Source organism: Hoeflea sp. YIM 152468, assembly GCF_029210485.1.
In the GTDB taxonomy this organism is placed as follows: Bacteria; Pseudomonadota; Alphaproteobacteria; order Rhizobiales; family Rhizobiaceae; genus Hoeflea.
In genome coordinates this window covers 183,973-204,850 of record NZ_JARGET010000038.1, presented here as the reverse complement: position 1 = coordinate 204,850, position 20,878 = coordinate 183,973, and the positions used below count along the sequence as shown (strand labels likewise).

Below are 20,878 nucleotides of genomic sequence, written 5' to 3'. Positions count from 1 at the left end.
CTGGCTGTCGAATGCAGCTGCTTGGCAGCGGCGGGCTGTTGCCATGGGGCAACCGCAATGGCGCAGATTGCGGCCTTCAGCCCTCACGTCCGGTTTCACCGGTCAGGTGCATGCCAATCGGTTTCCACCGCATTGCGGCGGCTCAAGCGGAGGGCAAGGCCTATGGATACGCCTGTGCCGATGGCTACAGTCAGATCGACAAGGACCGTCAGGACCAGCGTGAGAAGCAGAAGCAGGATGTCGCTTGTCCTGCCGCGGGCGTATGTGCTCCATTTGTGTGGTTCGGTCATGTTCCAGGCGGTGACAATGAGCAGTGCGGCGAGGGCCGGCATGGCCAGGTAACTCGCCAGAGGCGCAGCAAAAACCATCACCAACAAAATGACGGCGGCATGGACGAGCCCTGCCACAGGGGTCATGCCGCCCGCCTTGATGTTGGTTGCGGTTCGCGCAATTGCGCCGGTTGCGGGAAGACCGGTGAACAGCGCGGAGCCGATATTGGCGATGCCTTGAGCCGTCAGTTCGGCATTCGGCCTGTGCTGTCCTTCGATCATCCGGTCGGCGACCATGGCTGAGAGAAGCGATTCAACCCCGGCCAGAAAGGCGATGATGAAGGCAGACGGCAGCAGCTCGATCATGCGCGAGAGGGAAAGGTGAGGCAGTTGCGGCCATGGCAACTGGCTTGGAAGGTCGCCGAAACGCGTTCCGAGCGTATCGACCGGCAAGGCCATGATGGCCACGAGAGCGGAGCCGACCCCAACGGCGACGATGAGGCCGGGAAAGCGCGGTGCGACGCGGCGCAGAACCACAATCAGGACAAGAGTTACAAGCGCTATGGCAAGACTTGTCATGCTGAGGCTATCACGCACCTCCCAGAGCACCGGAATTTTTTGCAGAAAATCAGCCGGTTCTTCGTCCACGGCCAGGCCGAGAAAGTCCTTGAGCTGGCTGGTGGCAATGATGACACCGATCCCGATGGTAAAGCCGTTGACCACCGCCTCTGGAACAAAAGCAATCAGATTGCCTGCCCGGAAATAACCGCCAACAAGCAGGATGATGCCGGCCATGAAGGTGGCCAGAACAAGTCCGTCATAGCCATATTGGGCGATGACGGAGAACACAACGACGATGAAGGCCCCTGTCGGGCCACCGATCTGAACCCGGCTGCCGCCAAACAGCGAAATCAGAAACCCGCCGACGATTGCCGTGACAATTCCCTTGTCCGGGCCGGCCCCCGACGCAATGGCGATGGCCAGGCTCAGCGGCAGCGCAACCATGGCAACGGTTGCGCCTGCCAGCAGGTCGGCGACAAAAAGCTGCCAGCTATAGGTCTGAAGTGTCGTGAAAATCTTTGGTTGGCGCATTTCGAGAGCCCATTGTTAAAAAAAACTGCCGTATTTCAGTTTTCTCTTTGTCCAGCTTCAAGTGGCGGGATCGTCGGCAAAGGCTGTCGGCGGTCGCCGTCGCGACTTGCGTGATGTTCAGAGCGGTTTTCCGGATACAGGTGTTGGTTTTTTCAGCCTGACCCCGCGCCCGCCAGTCTCGCTGCGCGCAAGATCGCCGATAAGTTCTATGCCGGCCTTGTCGAGGGCGTCAGTCACCTTGGTCAGGGTGTCGATGATGCCCCGGACATTGCCGTCGCTGGCTTCCATCCGTTGTACTGTTGGCAGCGATATGCCGGCCATCGCCGCGAGCGTTTTTTGATCTATTCCAAGAAGCGCGCGGGCAGCACGCAATTGTGTCGCGGTGATCATCGGTTTGTCGTCTCGCAGCAAGATTTAAAGTACCTGTATAAAACGCCCATAGTGACGTGTCAAACATGAGTAGTGAAGTATTTATCCGTATGTACGCAGCCTCTTCTGGCTCAAGCGTGGCGTTGGTGCCGTTGAGGCTCTGGCAGACGCGGCACGCAATTCCCCCTTGCCAAGGGGGCCGATCTCTGAATTTTTGTGGGTATGAAACGCACTGATTTGCAGCGGCTGAGCAAGAGGGTGGTGATCGAGATTGTGCCGGGGTGGCGCCCGAACTTGTTCCAAGCCCAGGTCAAGGCCCAACGTGCCCGCAAGCAGGGGCTGACGGGTCGGCACCATTTTAAAGGAGCTGGTGTCGGGTTTGCACGCCCGAACCAAAGCGCGCCACCTGCGACATTCAGACAAAGATGACAAACCGATATCGTGCTATGTGGGCTGTCGAGCCGGGCAAAGGCACGTACAACCCTCAACACCGCGCATCTTGAAGGCACAAAATCCTCCCAGACCATTGCGTTCGTCCTGGCATTGGCAGATATCACGGACCAGAGTCACGAATTCAGGTAGATTGCTACATGTATACAATGCGGGCGTTGGCTCTTTATGATCCCTATGCAGTTTTCACCAATGCTGTTCTTGAGCACTTGAACAGTTTCAGAATGATCCCCGGAGTCCGGGTTGCGTTCATGCCGTTCATGAAGCAAACGGTACCCAACGTCGAATTCGATTTCTTTGATATCGTGATGATACATTACAGCGTTCGGGTGGCATTTGAGAATTATCCACCTGATTTTGTTGAGATGTTGTCACGATATGCCGGTCTGAAGGTTCTCTTTGTACAGGACGAGTACGACTTTACCGAAACCACCCGCAGCTTTATTGAGCGCGCTGGAATCGATCTGGTGTTCACCTGTGTGCCCGCTGCCGAGATTGAGAAAATATATCCGGCCTCCCGCTTTCCAGACACCCGGTTCATCAATGTTCTGACCGGCTATGTTCCGGCCTCGGCCCCTGCGGATCTGTCCGGGACAAGACCCCTTGCCGACCGGCAGGTCGCGATCGCTTACCGGGGGCGGGAACTGCCCTATTGTTACGGCGATCTCGGCCGCGAGAAGTTCAGCATTGCGCAACTGGTCAAGAGCCACTGCGATTTGAAAGGTGTCCCTTGCGACATCGAGACCACCGAAGGGAAAAGACTGTATGGATCCGCCTGGTCCGAGTTTGTCGAAAGTTCCCGCGCGACCCTGATCACAGAATCCGGCGCCACGTGTTTTGACTGGGATGGATCGTTGCGGCGCAGTGTTGACGCGTTTTTGGCACGGAACCCCGGCGCTGACTACGATACTGTCCGGGCTGCCATTCCGGAGCTTGGCCGTGTTGATGCGTTGATGAATCAGATCTCCCCAAGGGTTTTCGAAGCTATTTCCAGCGGTACGGTGCTGATCGGCTTTGACGGCAACTATGCCGGCGTTTTGAAACCCGGCAGACATTTTATCCCGTTGAGCAAAGACGGGGGGAATCTGGATGAGGTTCTGCATCAGTTGAACGACCAGGATCTGGTTGAAAGGTTGAGGCGTCAGGCGTTCGAGGAAATTGTCACCACAGGCCGGTTTGGTTATCCGGCATTTGCCAGGACCATCGCCGAGGCGCTTGCGCAGACGCCGAAACTTTCCAAGCTGTTTGCCGATCCCTTGCCGCCGCAAGCCGTGCTCACGCCCGCCCAGGCTCTTTCCAGTCTGCCGTTCAGAACTCTCACGCCATTTCCGGGACTGGTGAGTTCGGTTCCTCTTGGGCGGCCAGAGCCGATTTTGGAAGGAATGTTGAGTCCGAAGGTTGCAAAACATTTGAAGGCCGTGATATCCGGCACAGTGCGCAGAATGCCGCCAAGTCTTTTGGAAGTTGTATTGCGTTTGATGCCGCGTGGTCTCAAAAATATACTGCGTCATTTGTCAAGTTAGCCATTGCGACAGGAAATTCGTCTGAACTGAATGGCACAGAACTGAAGGGTAGCAGATTAGATGTGCGGCATTGTAGGAATCGTGACGCTGCAAGGCGCCGGGCCGGAGGGCATCGAACGCCGCCTGAAGGCAATGAAAGCCTTGATCGCCCATCGTGGACCCGATGGCGACGGATCATGGATTTCGTCCTGCGATCGCATCGCTCTTGGGCACCGTCGGCTGTCGATCATCGATCTCAACGAGCGAGCGGCGCAGCCGATGGAAGGCGCGAACGGCGCCGTGATCGTCTATAATGGCGAAATCTACAATTTCGTCGAACTTCGGGAGCAACTGAAGACGTTCTGGGATTTCAAGACCCACAGCGACACGGAAGTCATCCTCGCCGCCTATGCCAAGTGGGGGCATGCCTGTGTCGACCGGTTGCGGGGCATGTTTGCCTTTGTGATATGGGATGGGTCGGAAGTCTTTGCCGCGCGTGATCCCTTCGGCATAAAGCCGTTCTACTACACAGTGGTTGGCGACACCTTTTATTTTGGCTCCGAGGTCAAGGCCTTGCTGCCGTTTTTACCGGAAATCGAGACCGACAAGGATGCGCTTGCGGACTATATCAGCTTCCAGTATCCGATTGACAACACATGCCTGTTTGCGGGCGTTTCATCGCTGCTTCCCGGGCACACCTTGCTCATCCGCAATGGCCAGGTGACGACGTCCCGTTACTGGGATGTTCATTACGATATCGACTATCATCATACTGCCGCGTATTTCGAGGAAGAGCTGACCGGCATGATCGAGGATTCGATCGCGGTTCATTTGCGCTCCGATGTGCCGGTTGGCGCCTATGTTTCCGGCGGGATCGATTCAAGCTTCATCGCGGCCATCTCGTCTGGCCAGCCGACATTTGCCAATTTGGGCTTTCACGGCAAATTCCTCGAAAGTCCCGATTATGATGAGAGCTCTCATGCGCGCGCCGCGTGCGACAAGGCCGGTATCGATCTCCGGCAGATCGCAATCACCAGCGATGATTTCCGCGACAATATCTCCAAGGTCATCTACCATCTGGACTTTCCCATCGCCGGCCCCGGCTCGTTTCCCCAGTTCATGGTCTCCAAGCTTGCCAGCGAACATGTCAAGGTCGTCATGGGCGGCCAGGGCGGTGACGAGATTTTTGGCGGCTACGCCCGATATCTGGTGGCCTATCTCGAACGGGTGCTGATGGCCTCGGTTGATGGCACTTATGAAAACGGCAATTTCGTCGTCACGCCGGAATCCATCATTCCGAACCTGTCGACCCTCAAGGAATACAAGCCGCTGATCCGGGAGTTCTTTTCATCGGGGCTGTTTGACGGAATGGATTCGCGTTACTTCAAGCTCATCAACCGTTCCAATGACATCAGGGATGAAGTCGATTGGCATGCGCTGGACATGGGCGGCGTGTTCGAGCGCTTCCAGAAAGTCTTCAATTCCCAGCGCAACGTGCGCAAGGAGGCCTATTTCGATTCGATGACGCACTTTGATTTCAAGTGCCTTCTGCCGGCGCTGCTGCAGGTCGAAGACCGCATGTCGATGGCGCATGGCCTGGAGGCGCGGGTGCCGTTCCTGGACAAGCGCATCGTTGAACTGGCGGCGACAATTCCGGCCGACATCAAGTTTCCGGGCGGCAAGCTCAAGCAATTGCTTCGCAACATCTCCCGGCCGCATCTGCCCGACAGCATCTATCAGCGCCGGGACAAGATGGGCTTCCCGGTTCCATTGCGTGAATGGTACACAGGCCCGCTCAATGAATTCGTCGGCGACATTTTCTCTGGTCAGAAAGCCAAGTCCCGGCCGTTTTTCAACTCCGATGCAATCATGGCCAATTTTGCCGATGGTGGCCAGTTCTCACGAAAGACATGGGGACTGTTGTCCCTTGAACTTTGGCATAAACTGTTTCATGACCGGGCCCATGAGTATCGGGCGATGATCACCACAGATGAGCCAGTCTCACCAACTTCCCAAATCTGAACGGATATTCCTATGAAAGTCTATATCACAGGTGGCTACGGCCAGGTCGGTTCCACGGTTGCGGCAATGTTCCTTGCTCGCGGCGACAGCGTCTTCTCAATTGACAATTTCGCAACCGGTCGGCGTGACAACCTCGTGGACCATCCCAACCTCACGGCCCTTGAGGGATCGATCATTGACGCTGATGTGGTCGACAAGACCATGGAAGAGTTTGGGCCCGACGTGGTCATCCATACTGCGGCCTCCTACAAGGATCCGGAAGACTGGTACTCCGATGCCCTGGTCAATGGCGTCGGCACGGCCAATGTTGCAAAATCCGCCAAGAAGCATGGCGTCAAGCGCTTTGTCTATTTCCAGACAGCACTGTGTTACGGCTTGCATCCGAAGGAGCAGCCGATCACTCTGGACCACCCGATCGAGCCGGACAATTGCTCCTATGCGATCTCCAAGACCTGCGGCGAGAATTATGTCCATTTGAGCGGCCTGGACTGGGTCACCTTCCGGCTCGCCAATGTGATCGGCGAGCGCAACGTCTCCGGACCGCTGCCGATTTTCTATTCGCGCCTGTCCGAAGGCAAGAAGTGCTTCGTCACCGAAGCCCGCCGCGATTTCTGCTATGCCGGTGATCTGGCCAAGGTCGTGGTCAAGGCATCCGACGGCATGGGAAGCGGCACCTATCACTTCTCCTCGGGCAAGGATGTGGCGATCCGCGAGCTCTATGATGCGGTGGTCAACGCCATGAAACTCAATGATTACCCGGAACCCGAAGTGCGCCCGCTCGGCCCTGACGACGCGGCATCAATCCTGCTTGACCCGTCGCGGTTGCGGGCCGATTTTGGCGATGTCGAGATCACCTCGCTGGCCGATATCGCTCAGGTGTCCGTGGATCGCTGGAGCCGCGAAGGCGTCGTCGGCGGCTACACCCACCTCAAGGAAGCACGTGGGGAAATCCGCAAGGAAGGCCAATGAGCATGCGCATCCTGATCACCGGCGGAGCCGGTTGCCTTGGCTCGAACCTCACCGAGCGGTATCTCGTGGCGGGTCATTCGGTGTGCGTTCTTGACAATTTCGCCACCGGCAACCGCGGCTCGCTGCCCGAAAGCCATGAAGGCCTGACCGTGATCGAAGGCGATGTCAGCGTTGGCGCTACAGTCGACCGCGCCTTTGAGGATTTTGCGCCGACCCATGTCATTCACAGTGCGGCGGCCTACAAGGATCCCGACGACTGGCTGACCGATGCGCGCACCAATGTCGAGGGCACGATTCACGTGATCAACGCCGCGCGCAAGGCCGGCGTCAAGCGGTTCGTGAATTTTCACACTGCGCTGGGCTATGGCCGTCCCGACACCGTTCCGATTCCGGTCGATGCGCCGGCGCGGCCCTTCACCAGCTATGGCATCTCCAAACAGGGCGGCGAGGACTATCTCGCCATGTCCGATCTGAACTGGGTGTCCTTCCGGCTGGCCAACGTCACCGGGCCCCGGCTTGCCATTGGCCCGATTCCGACGTTCTACACCCGGCTCAAGGCCGACAAGCCCTGCTTTTGTTCGCGCACGATCCGCGATTTCATCGACATGGACGATTTCTTCGCCATCACCGATCTTGCCCTGCAGGATGATGCGCCGGTCGGCCGCTACAATGTTTCGACCGGGACCGGCCACACGATTCGGGAAATTTTCGATATCGTGGCGGCGCATGTCGGCTGGCAGGGCGGCGAAGTTCCGGAAGTCGACCCCGGCGCCGATGATGTCCCGGCCGTCGTGCTCGACCCCTCGGCCACGACCAAGGCCTTCGGTTGGTCGCCACGCTACAGCTTTGCGGAAACGATCAGCCGCATGCTCTCCTGGTATGACGAGCACGGCGTTGTCGCCATCTTCAGCCATTTGCGGGCGCCTGAAGACGACGGCAAGGCGGGCTGAACCGGCCCCCGGCGAACGCCGTCGCGGACACCGGGGCGGTTCAAACAGATTTTCGGATGATGCGACGAGGGAAGCAAGTCGATGAGCTTTGAAGGCAAGAATGTTCTGGTGGTCGGCGGCGCCGGTTTTGTCGGGTCCAACCTGGTCAGAAAAATCCTCGAGCAGGCACCGCGAAAGCTGACCATCGTCGACAATTTCCTCTCCGCCGACCCGGCCAACGTCCCCGATCACAAGGCGGTCCACCTGGTCAGCGAAACCATCACCAACGACCGGGTGCTGCGCGGCATTGATGATGATCTCGATTATGCCTTCCATCTGGCCTGCTATCACGGCAACCAGTCCTCGATTGCCGATCCCATCGCCGATCACGACAACAACACGCTGACGACGCTGAAGCTGTTTGAGCGGCTGAAAGACATCAGGAGCCTGAAGAAGGTGGTCTATGCTGCGGCCGGCTGTGCCGTCGCCGCCAAGACCTTTGATGGCGCAAGCGCCACGTTTGAAGACGCGCCGGTGTCGCTCTACCACGACAGCCCCTATTCGATCTCAAAGCTGGTCGGAGAGATGTATGGCAATTACTACTGGGCGCGCCACGAGATGCCCTTCGTCAAGGCGCGGTTCCAGAATGTCTACGGACCCGGCGAAATCCTCGGAGCGGGGCGCTGGCGCGGGACGGTCAACACCGTCTGGCGCAATGTGACGCCCACCTTCATCTGGCGTGCCATGCATGGTGATGCCTTGCCGGTGGAGAATGGTGGCATCGCCACCCGCGATTTCATCTTCGTTGAAGACATGGCACGCGGTCTGATGGCCTGCGCGCTGAAGGGGGAGCCGGGCGAAATCTACAATCTCGGCTCCGGCGTGGAAATCACCATCCGCGAACTGGCCGAGCGGATCAATGCGGCAACCGGCAATGCAACCCCGATCGCACTGACTCCCGCGCGCGACTGGGACCGCTCCGGCCAGCGCTTCGCCGACACCACCAAATCGCTGGAAAAACTTGGCTTCAAGGCGTCGGTGGATCACGCCGACGGCATCAGGCGCACGGTCGAGTGGACGCAAGCCAACAAGGACACGATCCTGCGCTGCATGCTGCAGCACAAGCATTTCGTGCCGGAAGTGACGCGGTTTGTCTGAGACCGGGTCTAATAGCCAGACCATTGTTTCAACCTGGCGCTACGCACCCGCGAGCGGGGCAGGCGCTGTGGTTCGCCTATCGAAGCGATGGGGTGACATGGCGTTCAGCGATTAAGCCAGGCTGGCTCCCGCTGGCGTGCCGGCGTGTTGGGTTATTAGCCTATTCGATCTTCTTGATGTGAAGCTCTCTGAAAACCGCATAGCAGACACCATCCTGAGCCTTCACGCTCAAGATAAATGCCCCGTCGTCGCCCGTTTCAGCGGTAAAATCTATCTCGCCTTGGGAAACAACGTGACACGTGTCCTGCGTGCATATTTCCAGCCCGCCTGCGCAGCCACCGACATCCACCGCCCCCTTCAAACTGTATTTCCCCGGTTCCGGCGGTGTGATCCTGTATGTGTACCCGACGCCGTTCTCTTCAACCAGATTGTCACCAATAAAGTTTTGCCCGTAAGCTGTAATCAGGGTCCCGTCGGTATTGTCCCAGTTTATCAGCGGGCGAACGGTGCCCTCTCCATTGACGGCAACGTCGAGATCATCGGCATCCAGATACCCCAGCAAGTCATAGTCGGTGTAGAAGCGCGAAAAATTCCACGCCACATTGTTGTTGATGCTGACGTCCACATTTTTCCGGCCCAACGCAATCAGCTCTGCGATCGAAAGTTGACTGGCGGGGTCGTTGATATCCTTGAAGAAGATGGCGCCTGCAGTGGTGTCAAAATAGACCCATTTGCCATCGATCTTGGCTTCGGCGGCAATGTGGCTGTCATGGGAGCCGTCAGGATGGGAATACCATAGCTGCACGATGCGGGATTTGATACCCAGCTCATCCAGGATCGCAGAGAATACCATCTGATGTTGTCCGCAAATTCCATAGCCGGAATTCAGGTACACCTTGGGATCAAGGACTGGTGCGGGAAATGCCGTCCCGAGCTTGTTGGCGAGCAAAGCATAGCGCGCCGACGAAATGGTCAACTGAACGAAGCTGAGCGTTTCCAGCGCCGCCAGAAATTCAAAACTCGTCATGTCGCTGCCCACACTGCGTGCGCCTTCCGCCGCCATCCGGATGAGGCATGCATGCCGTTTCACAGGGTCTTCCTGCTGGCAGTCCGCCACCTCGGTGATCGTGCCAATCGGCGCTTCGTTGGTGATGTGCTCGGCGGAACTCATATTCACTCCACGAGAAAGAATTCCCCCGCATCACCACTACTGTATTTTCTCCGCCATGTTCAGTGTTTTTTCACGCAGTTTCGCCGCCATCAACTTGGCAGTCTGTTCTGCTCCGGAAGGAGTTACATGAGTGTAATCGATATACAATCCCCGGGAGCCAGTGTAGTGGTCTGAAATCGAGCCAACATCAAAATATAATATGTTTTCATCCGCAAAATATCTCGGCAAACGGCCGCGCACGAACTGCATGAATGGCGCGCGAGGGACATTTGCACAGAAGAAGCGCCAGTCTGTAACAACTCACGCCGGTTTTCTCAGTTTTGGCTTTGTCCGCCATGAGATGAAGGACGTGAAAACTTTGTCTGACGATCTGCCCGGGAACGTTCGTCATGCTTGATTTCATGGCGACCATGGGCCAAGCTAAATTATCCAACGCACGGTTGCCAAGCAACACAATGGGGACATGGTTCTGCGCTGTAAGGTGCGGCGAACGCATATTGCGCCGGAAACGATGTGGCTTGGATTGCGCTTCCGGGTGTGGGCAGTTGAAAATCAAACTACGCGATACACCGGTTGGGTGTTTTGGGGTGAGTTTAGGTTGCTTTTTAGAAGCTTTGCTACCGGAGAGTGATGAATGAGCGGTGTCTCCCGAAAAGTCGCAGCAACGATTTCGACCATTGGTCTTCTCTTGTCCGCGAGCTTCGCTGCTGCGTCAGAGGGCAGTCTCTATCAACCGGTCGACAAAGAGCAACTCGCGGCAGCTCAGTCCTGGCTCAAGCGCAATGACATTCCCCTTGCCAGGCTGCAATCGATGTCGCCGAGCGAGCGCGCGAAAATTTTGACATTTTACGTTTACAAACACTGCCGGGTTGGATCTGGAACGCCGGAAAATCTGGCCCAGCTCTACGACGATTGTGCGACCCAGTGCGGTGGCTATTCCTATGTATATCGTGGCTTGGCAGAAGCCGCGGGCCTGACAACACGGTATGCGCGCCTTTACAATATTCCCAATCAAGGCAATCACGTCGCCGTCGAAGTGCAGGTGGACAATGGCAAATGGGGCTATTTCGATCCAACCTTCGGTTCATATTTTTCCAATCCCGAATCGGCCGACCAGGTGTTGGATTTGCGGGAAATCACAACGGCCGCTTTGGAGACACTTGAAGCCAATGTGCATCAGGCAAACAAAGATCATCCGCTCAAAATTAACAAGCCGATCACCGAGATTTTCGATGGTATATTCGATCACCAATATATGAGCATCAACAATTACCGGGTCACCGAAGCTATTTCCAATGACAACCCGAATGAGCACGTCGTTCTGGAAATTCCTTTGGAACTGAAAGCGGGCGAAGCCAGCATGGGCAGCTTCGATCACACCGAATTTAGCGATCTATCAAAAGTCTGGCTGGAGCAAACCAACGCATCGTTGAATGATGATGATGAGTTCAACGATATTTCCTATGTTGCCAGTTACCTGACGAACACGCGGGAAGACCGCACGACGATGATCTCACTCAGCGATCTTGAGCCAGGCCAGAGTTACACCGGGAAATTGCGCTTGATCAACCCGTCCAATGTGGACCAAACCATCCAATTGAGCAGTCTTGGTCGTGGTCTGCAAGTATCTGGGTCCGGATTGATTACATTGCAGCCAGGCACGCAGGATGTGGATATCGTGCTGAAGGCCCGCCAGGCGTTTGGTCAATTTTATGTCCGCAAACTTGATCCGGGTGGAATCGCCTATTTGTTTGGTATCAAAATTGGCAAGCCCTAGAAGAGGATCTGAAGCCTTATTCGATAGCAGGTGCGGGCCGTTCTATTGGTCTATGAGTCTGCTTCCTCGAATGAAGAGTGTCGCCCGTCGTCCTGCCTTCAGGAACGGGTATAAGAAACTTGCCATGAGTCTGTTGGAAAATACGGCGCGATTGAGTTTGTTAAAAAATTTGCTGTCGGAGGAAAGCTGAGCCAGAATATTGACAGCCTTTGCCCCGTGATAAATCTCGCCATCAATGCTGGCAACCATCCCTTCATTCAGATCAATCCCCAAATCCTTTGCCGCCTGTACACGAGGATCGCCAGAGCGGGCATCGACGAGGTCGACTTTGCCCAACGTCTCTCGCAACGACACGAACTTGACGTAATTATTGCAGTAGATGCACTCGCCATCATAAATGATATAATTGCGGCTGGGGCTTTCCGTTGTGGTCGTCATCGATACAGTATTCCTCCGAAGAAGTCATGGTCCCCCGATATGGGATCGTTTACCCGAATTACAATTGGAAACCGCCCTTCGCCAATAGCTTCCAGCTCCTCCATTTTGAGCAGGTACTTGTTTTCGGTCCATTCGCCCGGAAGGGGGATCAAGGGGCCCGGGTCGTCGTTTCTCCAGGGGTCGTTGGCCAGATACATATCTATATCCGGTTCCGCAAAGCCCTGCTGAAGCACACGTATAGCTATGGACTTGGTGTCTGTGTCCCACGCATAGTCTCCCGCTGCGACCAGGTAAGTGTCCGAGTCGACATCATAGTGACCGACCAGAGCGCGTGAACCAATTTCAAACGACTCGATTTTCGTAGGGTAGCTTGGAACATGGAGAATAGACGAGTAAAGATCTATCGACTCAATTCCGTGCATCCGCACCTTGCCAGCGCAGTCTTGGATATAATGTTCAGCGTTTTCGTCCGGACCTTTCCGCCGATTTACGTTGTTGACCACACTTCTCAGCGCGCCATATTGCTGTTGTAATTTATTGTCTACATTTGTGTTCCGGAATGTCGCGAGGTATAGCGAATTGATCTGTGGTGTACAGAACCATTTGGTAGAGGTGCCGTCTTCATAGTTCAGTATAACCTCTCCGTAGGTAAACGGATAATGCTGGTGAACCGAGAAGGGTCGTTGAGCGCGAACGCCTGAATAGAAGTTCATCGACGAGAATGGGTACAGCAGGCTGGTGCCGCGATCATCATATCGCACCACGATAATCACCAGATTGACCAGTATAAAGGCGCTTGCAAATGCTGATGTCGCTAGAAGCTGAAGGCGCGGAGCGCGATGCGTGGTCTCGGAGTAGCCTTCGTAGCCAAAGCGCTTGCCCAGAAAATGGTCCCAATCAATGAAAAACACGGTCAGAAGCATCCATTCCGGATTCCACATCCCCATGGCAAACAGCAAGGCCGGGACGCCGGCCGCAAATACCGAACCTTCCAGGAGGCGGATCCACGGCTTGCGCATCGAGAACATGGCCAGAATGGGCAGTCCTTGCGTGGCCAGATGCGCCGCGGCGCCAAGCTTCCAGATAATGGGGTTGTTCACAATCCAGGCAACATTCCAGGGAAGCTCCTGACCGCGGATCAGCCACGGCAATGACATGGCGTTTCTCAGATTGTCAGACCAGACCCAGGAGAAATTATAGGTGAAATCCGGCGTTGACCATTTCGCGTAAAAGCCGCCGAAGTAGACTGTCGCAACGCCGAACATGCCGAGATAAACCGGCCAATAGTAGACCGGCCGGTCTGTGTTGGGGGGCTTCTTGAAGATCAGCTCGCGGACCAGCCGATCGACGGATAGAAAATCACCGGCGCGACCAAACATGAAGCCGATCCCGGCGATCAAGCCTGAGTTGTAAGGATGGGACCAGAGCGGCTCCCAGGCGAACTGCAGCGACGCAAGAAAGATCAGGCTGAGGACGCTGGTGATCATGGATAGGCGTGTAAAAAATCCGATTACCGCAGAAATTGTGGAGATTTTCGCAGTAAAAAGAATGGCCGCAACAATTTCAAAGCGAGGAGGACTGTTCGGGAACAGGAGAAAGAGTAAGGATTTCGGTGTATAAGCGTCAGTATTGACCCGTGAGTAGTAGGCTTCAGTTCCTATGCCAATGCCTTCAATGGCAGAAAAAACGTGTATGTATAGGTAGGTAAAGAGGGTTATACGGCAAATAGCAATGGATAGATGGCCGCCGTCCTTGAAAAGCACGGAGTGAAGTATATCCGGGGTGCGTTTCAGAGCAGTGACGTAATGATTGGTATTCATAATCTAATCAATTCGTGAGCATTGGGGGTGTGCCTTGCTACCGATTGTTGTAGTTGGTCGCTAAACACACCGAATAATTCAGAATGATAGATAGGAATATCGAAGTTGTGAAGTCAAGCCATATTCAACCGCCAAGAGTCGAGGCTGGTTGCAATTTTCCACTGGGAATGGAGCTGGAAAATCAACTCACCACTGTCCTGTCACTCACCCGCCGCCAGCTCGATCCATCGCTGAAAGCCATGATGGCGCCGCCTGAGGCATCGCTGACATAGATCATCGCCCCCGCACCATTCGCAGCAGCATCGGGCAGCGTCGACACGGTGTATTGGCCGTGGCGAATGGCGCCATTCACGCTCAACAGGGCGCTGGCGGTTGATGTGCCGATGCTGATGCGGCCGTCGCCATGGATGTACATCCGGTCGGTCGTGTCGGTGCGCAGAATCAGTGGCTTGTCGGCATAGGTGCCTAGGATCAGCCGTGCATTGGTATAGGCATAGACGGTGCCGGTGCCATAGAGTTGAAAACTGAAGTAGTGGCCATTGGCGGCGTTGAGCCGGAACGTCGAAGCCGCGTTGGCGCCGCTGTCGAGATTGGTGATCGAACATTCGGTGCGGGCATTCACATCTTCCCGTATCGCGAGCCTTTCGCTGCCCGGTGCGGTGTTGAACCCGACATTTCCGGTGATTGGCGAGACCGTGATGGCGTCCTTGAAGGATGCACCGTCGGCGCTGACCTTAACCCTGAAACTGGTGTCTTCACTGAAACCGACCTGTGCGCCGGTAACGTAGGCGGTCGAGAACTGGATCTGGGCGGATTTTGCCGAATCCGCCCGATTGATGCTCAAGACTGCATCGCCCGTGCCCGGAGTCTGGTCGTCATGGGAAAACAACACCGCATCGGATTTCACCGCCAGCCTGTTGCTGGTGTCGGGCGTGGTGTTGACGCCGAGCATCGTGCTGGTCCCGACACCGGACTGGATCTGCCAGTCGCCGCTATGAAACACCGCCAGCGCGCCTGGATCGGTTATCCAGGCGCGCCATCCCGGTTTGGGGGCCAGGAACCGCCATTCTCCGTCCTCAAAACTTGCAATCGCCCGGGCGTTGCCCGCCCAGGCGCCTTCGGGATCGGTGCCGACGATGTGCCGGTCCAGCGGCATCGGTGACGCGGGCGCGGTGTTGCTGCCGAGGGTGAGCGCCGCCAGTTGCACACAGTCATCGAGGATTTGCAGCGCTTCATTGTGTGTGACGTGTTTCTGCGCCTGTGACGGGGCCAGGTAGGGCAGGTTCAGGAAGGGGCTGTTCATGGCGGGCTCCAGGATCATGGGGTCGCGCCGAAACGAAGGGTCTCGGGCTCCGGGCGATCAGGGCCCAATGCTAAGTCCGATTTTCCGGGTGTGGATGAAACCCGACCCGCAGCACCTTCCGGTGATGTGATTATGTGAGAGAAATCAAGCGCCTGGCAACAGGTCACGGCCGATGGCGGACAATATCATCCACATTTTGCCTCGGTTGGTGCTAGCCCGAACTCTGCCCGGACCGCACCGCCGGCTGCCAGTTCCACTCGGAACTGTGGAAAAAATCCGCACTGATCGCGTTGAGGCTGTCGGGCAGCTCCACATCCACGACAAAGGAGCGGCTCAAGAGATCGTAGCGCTCCGCCGTGTTGACCTCTTCCAGCAGACCGTCGCCATGCACTGAGACGCCGAGCGTGTAGGTGCCGGGTCCGATCTGCAGCGGGTTAAAGGTGAGGTTGATCCGGTGAACGTCGTTCTTGCGCAGTTCCAGCGTCTCCAGCCGGGAAAAGCAGCGGACGATGGCCCGACCTTGCATCGTGTGAAAGGCAAGCCCGCACCGGCACGGGAAGACGCCATCTTCCTCGGCGCGAACGAAAATGCTGAAAGTTGCCGGTTGCAAGCTGGTCAGCTTGTCATTGATCCCGCGCGCGCTGGCTATGCTGAAGCCGACAAGCGAAAGGCGCTGGGTTCCCTCCCACCGCGACAATCCCCCCGGGGCCACAAGGTTCATTTCGGCAAAGTCGTCGTTGGGGACAAGCTCATAGGAGCACGGGTCAGTATGCGGAATGAAGGCCGGATCCTGCATTTTGTCGCGCATCTCGTTGCCGGCCATCGAGAGCGCATGAAAAGGACTGTCCGGCCGGGCGCTGGCGGTCTCTTCCTCGACAATCATCGGCGCCGTTTCCGCTTCCTCGCCGTCTGCAGCGCCATCCCGCTTGATCATCTCCTGGATCGGCGCAAACATGAACCCTTCATAGGACTTGATTACATCGAAACAGGCGCCCTCCTGACGGATCTTGCCGTTGTCGATCCAGATCGCCCGGTCGCACATCTCCAGAATCTGTGACATCGAATGTGACACCAGCAGCATGGTGCAGCCATTCGAAACGAGCTTCTCCATTCTCAGTTTCGACTTGGCGATGAAGTAGGCATCTCCGGCGCCCAGCACTTCGTCGACAATCAGGATATCGGGGTGAATCGCCGTCGCGCACGCAAACATCAGCCGCGCCTGCATTCCCATCGAATAGGTCTTGAAAGGCTGATCGATATAGGGTCCAAGCTCGCAAAACTCGACAATGTCCTCAACCGCCAGCTTTATCTGGCTGGAGCCGAGGCCGCTGTAATGCAGCGACGAGCGGATATTCTCCATGCCGGAATAATCCTGATGGAAGCCGCTGCCCATCGTCATCAGAGCCTGGATGGTTCCGTTGACCTTCACCGTACCGGATGTCGGCGCATAATTGCCGGTCAAGAGCTTGAGCAATGTGGTCTTGCCCGCACCGTTGCGGCCGACGATGCCAATGCGCTCGCCGCGTTTCACATTCAGCGTGATGTGATCCAGAGCCTGTTTCTGGATAACCGGGCCACGCTTTTTGCGGTTGAAACCGAACAGTTCCGGCAATGAGAACGCCATCGATCCGGTAAGGTCATAGGTCTTGACGACATCGGCGATCTCGATCGCGTAGTCGGTCTCAGAATTCGACGAAGACATGCTTGGCTCGCTTGAAAAACCGGAACCCGGTATAGAAAACAAAAACTGCAAGAAACAGGCTCACGCCGGCATCGAGCAACGTCGGAAGTTCCCCGAAACAGATCACGGATTGGAACGACCGCACGAAGTAGCTGAAGGGATTGACGTAGAGGATAAGCTTCATCCGCTCCGGCACCATGTCTGCGGTGTAGGCCGCAGGGCTCAACAGCACGATGAGCATGTTGAACAGTCCAAGGCCATGGGAAATGTCGCGATAGGCCAGCGTCAGCAGGGAAATGTACCAGGCCAATCCGACGATGAACATCAGAAGGACCACCCACATCACCAGCACCGCGGCGACAGCCCAAAACTGGGCGTATCCGAGAGCCGTGGAAATCAAGGTGATAATGATGATTGCCATCAGCATGGGCAGTTGCCCTGCCAGCACCGAGCGCACCGGCATCAGTTCAGCCGGGAACACGGTGTTCAGGAGCAGGGCCTTGTTCGAGATCATCGAGAACGCTGAAAGCGAAATCGTTTCGGCGTAGGTCAAGAGCGGCAGCAGCCCGCCGATAACCAGAAGCGTGTATCCGGTTTCATCCAGATTGCTTGGCCTTACCCGGAAAATGAAGACGTACAGCATCGCATAGATGCTCATCAGCCCGACGGGGTACAGCACGGACCACAGTATGCCGAGCCTGGATCCGACATAGCGTTGACGAAATTCCTCGCCTATCGAACCGATCAATCTCTGCCGGAATGTATAAATCAGGTGAAATGGACCTGGGTTTTTCAAAATGCGCATTGCTGGACGTTTCATGGCGACCGATCAAATAGGGGTGTTACGCGACAGGCTTCTTGTGACATCAGATCCATCTCACAGCAATCCAGACCGGGTGTCGAGATAGGTCTCGACCGAAGCCACGATCTTGTGCGCCGTGGTGCCGTCACCGAACACCGGTTCGCGGGACAAGGGCTCGTGGTGTGTCGCGGTCCAGAGACGGTTCCAGCCTGTCTCAATCGTCTCTGGCCATTCCGTCTCGTCGCGCAAGGTAACGCAACGGGTTTCACAGAACAACGCTTCCTTCTGCAGCCCGCCGGAATCCGTGTAGAGCTCGCTTGCATGCTCCAAAAGCGCGATCATGTCCAGATAGCCCACTGGTTCGATGCACCTGAACCCGTCTAGCGAGATCTTGAACTCCGCCAGCCGCTGCCGGGTTCTCGGATGTACCGGGAAAATCACCGGCTGACCCGCAGCCTGAGACCGGATGTAATCAATCATCGCCGCCAGCCGCACCGGTTCGTCCACGTTTTCTGCGCGGTGCAGGGTCATCAGCGCGTAGCCCTTGGACTGGAGTTCAAGATCGTCCAGCGGCGTTGACAATTTGGCATTGATTTTCCGGGCCAGAAGCACCGAATCGTGCATGATGTCGCCGACAACCTCCACTTTTCCGCGGATATTCTCGCGCTGCAGGTAATCGGCTGACAGTTGCGTCGGGCAAAACAGCAGCTCGCTTACCCGATCTGTCAGCACGCGGTTGATTTCCTCTGGCTGGTAGAAATTGAACGACCGGAGTCCGGCTTCGATATGGGCGACCGGAATGCGCAGTTTTGCGGCCGCCAAAGCCCCCGCCAGAGTGGAGTTGGTATCGCCGAACACCAGAACCATGTCGGGGGTGTTTTCCAGCAATATCTTTTCAATCCCCTCGAGCATACGCCCCGTCATCGCGCCGTGGTTGCCACCGCCCATGGCAAGGTTCCATCTTGGCGGCTCAATCCCCAACTGATCGAAAAAGATCGACGACATCTTGTCGTCGAAATGCTGACCCGTGTGCAAAAGGCGCTCGGTGGACCGGTCGGACTTGGTAAAGGCCGCACTCAAGGCCGCCGCCTTTATGAACTGCGGGCGTGCGCCAACCACGGTAACAATGGAAAAGGTCATGCTCTTTGCATTCCATCCTTGATATCAGGGCCAGGTGCCGGTTGTTCGGACGCCAACAAATTGCGGCGGAGATCGCCGCGGCTACGCATGTCCAGCCATTCGCTCAAGCTGATCCAGCGCCAGAACGCCCATGAGTTGTTCTGCGCGGAATTTTGGTGTGCATCCCAGAGCTCACGCATTTTCTCAGCGTCAAATCCATCCAGTTTGGCGGCTGCGCCATTGAACAACCGGTCTTCCGCCCAGCCTTTCATCGAACCCCGCATCCACCGGTCCAGCGGCGCAGCATAGCCGACCTTGTCTGCGCGCCAGGTCACGCTCTTTGGAATGTATCCCGCTGACGCGGCTCTGAGCGGATATTTTTGCCAGGCTTTGTGAAACAGGATATCGTCGGGAAGCGTCAAGGTGAAGTCGACAAGATCCGTATCCAGGAACGGCAATCGCGACTCCCGCGAGAAGGCCATTGAATTGCGGTCCGCATAGCGCAGCAATTGTGGCAAGCAGTTGTACTGCAAGGCTTCTGCCATCTGACGCCGGATTCTGCTGCCCGGCCGCAAGGGGGGAACGCCGACGGTGTAAGCGCCGCCATAGACGGGCCGCTCTACTCGCGCCTGGTTGATCAGGCTTAAAGCTGAAAGCGCTACGGTGTGGTCAAAACGACGACGCGACTCCGCGTAGCCACGGCTGGCAACCTTCAGCCGGCGGTTGAACAGCCACGTTTGCCACATTGCCGCCGCGTAGCGCCGCTGGTCAAGCAGATCGATCTGCCGATTTCGGTAGTAAAACTGATACCCGCCGAGAAGTTCGTCTGCACCCTGTCCGTCCAGCAGGACGGTGGTATCGTTTTCCTTTGCGATCCGGGCGACACAATATTGAAGGTAAATGGAGGCAGACAGGAACGGCTCCTCCTGATGCCAGTGCAGGCGACGCATCTCTTCAAGAAGCAACTCGGGATCGGGCGTCACCCTGTACGATTTAACATTGGTGTAGTTGACCACGTCATCGATGAATTCGCCCTCCGATATCGACGGATCGTCATCAAAGACAGCTGAGAAGGTGTTTTGTGTTGTGCTGGCAATACCGGCGGAACGGGCTCTGGAAATGACGCCGACGATAGCCGAGGAATCCAGCCCGCCAGAAAGGCTTGAACCGACGGGAACATCGGAACGCAGCCTCCGCGTCACCGACTGCCGAAACAGCCTGCCGAACTCCTCTACCGCATCAGCGCGGCTGATCTTTCGATCGATATGATCGTAATCGGGCGTCCAGTAACGCGAGATTGTTTTGATCGCCCCTTTACTGTCCGCAATCGCATAATGAGCCGGAGGAAGCCGTTTGATATGCGCAAACAGGGTCGATGCGCCATCCTCATAGTAACTGCCCGCCTGATAGGCCGCCAGGCTCTCCTCGTCGATTGCATCGGAGATGGACGGATCGGCGAGAATCGCCTTCATTTCAGAGGCGGCAATCAAGCCCTTCAGTTCGGACTGATGATAGAAGAATGGTTTTTCGCCAAAGCGATCGCGGGCCATCAACAATGTTTGTTCCACGGCATCCCAGAATGTGAACCCAAACATGCCATTGAGGCGAGGAAGAGCCGACAGGCCCCAACAGGTTAGCGCGGCCAGCAAAACCTCGGTGTCGGATTCGGTGCGAAAGGAATAGCCGTCCGCGCGGAGCTCTTCACGCAACTCGATGTAATTGTAGATTTCACCATTGTAATTGAGCACATAGCGCCGGTCGGGACTGACCATTGGCTGGTCGGATTGCTCTCCGGGATCAACAATCGAGAGTCGTCGATGTCCGAAACCGAAACGATCGTAGGTCACTTCGCCCGCTGCATCGGGACCCCGATGGGTCAGGTTGTCACGCATTTTCGCCAGCAGCTGACTGCAAACCGGTTCATATTTGTTGATGATCGTTACAAAACCACACATAGCCAACTTTCTCTCGTTAGTAGCACCACTGCTTCACTCCCGAATTGGGCAG

Annotated in this window: 16 protein-coding genes; 6 read left to right on the top strand and 10 right to left on the bottom strand. The window is 56.4% G+C overall.

Translation table 11 applies throughout. The features are described 5' to 3' along the window. Nucleotides 1-95: 95 nt before the first annotated feature. Both PZ897_RS19040 and PZ897_RS19035 read right to left on the bottom strand, forming a co-directional pair. Nucleotides 96-1,361, bottom strand: coding sequence for a SulP family inorganic anion transporter (locus tag PZ897_RS19040; protein WP_275754338.1), 1,266 nt, complete (start codon nucleotides 1,359-1,361; stop codon nucleotides 96-98). Nucleotides 1,362-1,478: 117 nt separating this feature from the next. Next, nucleotides 1,479-1,751, bottom strand: a complete 273-nt coding sequence (locus tag PZ897_RS19035; RefSeq protein ID WP_275754337.1) for a helix-turn-helix transcriptional regulator — start codon at nucleotides 1,749-1,751, stop codon at nucleotides 1,479-1,481. A gap of 569 nt (nucleotides 1,752-2,320) precedes the next feature. Between PZ897_RS19035 and PZ897_RS19030 the strand changes: the two genes are divergently transcribed. From PZ897_RS19030 to PZ897_RS19010, 5 genes are all read left to right on the top strand, one after another. Further along, on the top strand, nucleotides 2,321-3,703 hold the full coding sequence (locus PZ897_RS19030) for a hypothetical protein (RefSeq protein ID WP_275754336.1): 1,383 nt from the start codon (nucleotides 2,321-2,323) through the stop codon (nucleotides 3,701-3,703). A 60-nt stretch (nucleotides 3,704-3,763) separates the two neighbouring features. After that, nucleotides 3,764-5,704, top strand: coding sequence for an asparagine synthase (glutamine-hydrolyzing) (gene asnB / locus PZ897_RS19025; protein ID WP_275754334.1), 1,941 nt, complete (start codon nucleotides 3,764-3,766; stop codon nucleotides 5,702-5,704). Nucleotides 5,705-5,716: 12 nt separating this feature from the next. Then, nucleotides 5,717-6,673: an NAD-dependent epimerase/dehydratase family protein gene (locus PZ897_RS19020; protein ID WP_275754333.1), complete on the top strand. Its 957-nt coding sequence runs from the start codon at nucleotides 5,717-5,719 to the stop codon at nucleotides 6,671-6,673. Continuing rightward, nucleotides 6,670-7,623, top strand: a complete 954-nt coding sequence (locus tag PZ897_RS19015; RefSeq protein ID WP_275754332.1) for an NAD-dependent epimerase/dehydratase family protein — start codon at nucleotides 6,670-6,672, stop codon at nucleotides 7,621-7,623. The genes PZ897_RS19020 and PZ897_RS19015 overlap by 4 nt, the downstream gene beginning before the upstream one ends. Nucleotides 7,624-7,704: 81 nt before the next feature. Continuing rightward, on the top strand, nucleotides 7,705-8,760 hold the full coding sequence (locus PZ897_RS19010) for an NAD-dependent epimerase/dehydratase family protein (protein WP_275754331.1): 1,056 nt from the start codon (nucleotides 7,705-7,707) through the stop codon (nucleotides 8,758-8,760). Nucleotides 8,761-8,920: 160 nt separating this feature from the next. On the opposite strand, the gene PZ897_RS19005 is transcribed toward PZ897_RS19010, so the two are convergent. Beyond that, nucleotides 8,921-9,931, bottom strand: coding sequence for a transglutaminase domain-containing protein (locus PZ897_RS19005; protein ID WP_275754330.1), 1,011 nt, complete (start codon nucleotides 9,929-9,931; stop codon nucleotides 8,921-8,923). A gap of 634 nt (nucleotides 9,932-10,565) precedes the next feature. Between PZ897_RS19005 and PZ897_RS19000 the strand changes: the two genes are divergently transcribed. Further along, complete coding sequence (locus PZ897_RS19000) at nucleotides 10,566-11,708, top strand: transglutaminase-like domain-containing protein (protein ID WP_275754328.1); 1,143 nt, start codon at nucleotides 10,566-10,568, stop codon at nucleotides 11,706-11,708. A 42-nt stretch (nucleotides 11,709-11,750) separates the two neighbouring features. Here the strand turns inward: PZ897_RS19000 and PZ897_RS18995 are convergent, their stop codons facing one another. The 7 genes from PZ897_RS18995 to asnB (PZ897_RS18965) all read right to left on the bottom strand — a co-directional run bounded on the left by PZ897_RS18995 (nucleotide 11,751) and on the right by asnB (PZ897_RS18965) (nucleotide 20,826). Further along, entirely contained in the window at nucleotides 11,751-12,146 is a 396-nt protein-coding gene (locus PZ897_RS18995) for a DCC1-like thiol-disulfide oxidoreductase family protein (RefSeq protein WP_275754327.1), read from the bottom strand. After that, the gene (locus PZ897_RS18990) at nucleotides 12,143-13,966 is read right to left on the bottom strand and encodes a hypothetical protein (protein WP_275754326.1); all 1,824 of its coding nucleotides are present in this window, start codon (nucleotides 13,964-13,966) and stop codon (nucleotides 12,143-12,145) included. The genes PZ897_RS18995 and PZ897_RS18990 overlap by 4 nt, the downstream gene beginning before the upstream one ends. Nucleotides 13,967-14,147: 181 nt before the next feature. Next, complete coding sequence (locus PZ897_RS18985; protein ID WP_275754325.1) at nucleotides 14,148-15,269, bottom strand: DUF2793 domain-containing protein; 1,122 nt, start codon at nucleotides 15,267-15,269, stop codon at nucleotides 14,148-14,150. Between the two features lie 211 nt (nucleotides 15,270-15,480). Continuing rightward, nucleotides 15,481-16,971, bottom strand: a complete 1,491-nt coding sequence (locus PZ897_RS18980) for an ABC transporter ATP-binding protein (protein ID WP_275754323.1) — start codon at nucleotides 16,969-16,971, stop codon at nucleotides 15,481-15,483. Then, nucleotides 16,952-17,698 carry an ABC transporter permease gene (locus tag PZ897_RS18975; RefSeq protein ID WP_275754322.1) on the bottom strand — a complete coding sequence of 249 codons (747 nt, stop codon included), beginning with the start codon at nucleotides 17,696-17,698 and terminating at the stop codon, nucleotides 16,952-16,954. Before PZ897_RS18975 ends, PZ897_RS18980 begins: the two co-directional genes overlap by 20 nt. A gap of 129 nt (nucleotides 17,699-17,827) precedes the next feature. Continuing rightward, nucleotides 17,828-18,892 carry a UDP-N-acetylglucosamine 2-epimerase (non-hydrolyzing) gene (wecB, locus tag PZ897_RS18970; RefSeq protein ID WP_275754321.1) on the bottom strand — a complete coding sequence of 355 codons (1,065 nt, stop codon included), beginning with the start codon at nucleotides 18,890-18,892 and terminating at the stop codon, nucleotides 17,828-17,830. After that, entirely contained in the window at nucleotides 18,889-20,826 is a 1,938-nt protein-coding gene (gene asnB, locus PZ897_RS18965) for an asparagine synthase (glutamine-hydrolyzing) (protein ID WP_275754320.1), read from the bottom strand. The genes wecB and asnB (PZ897_RS18965) overlap by 4 nt, the downstream gene beginning before the upstream one ends. Nucleotides 20,827-20,878: the final 52 nt, after the last annotated feature.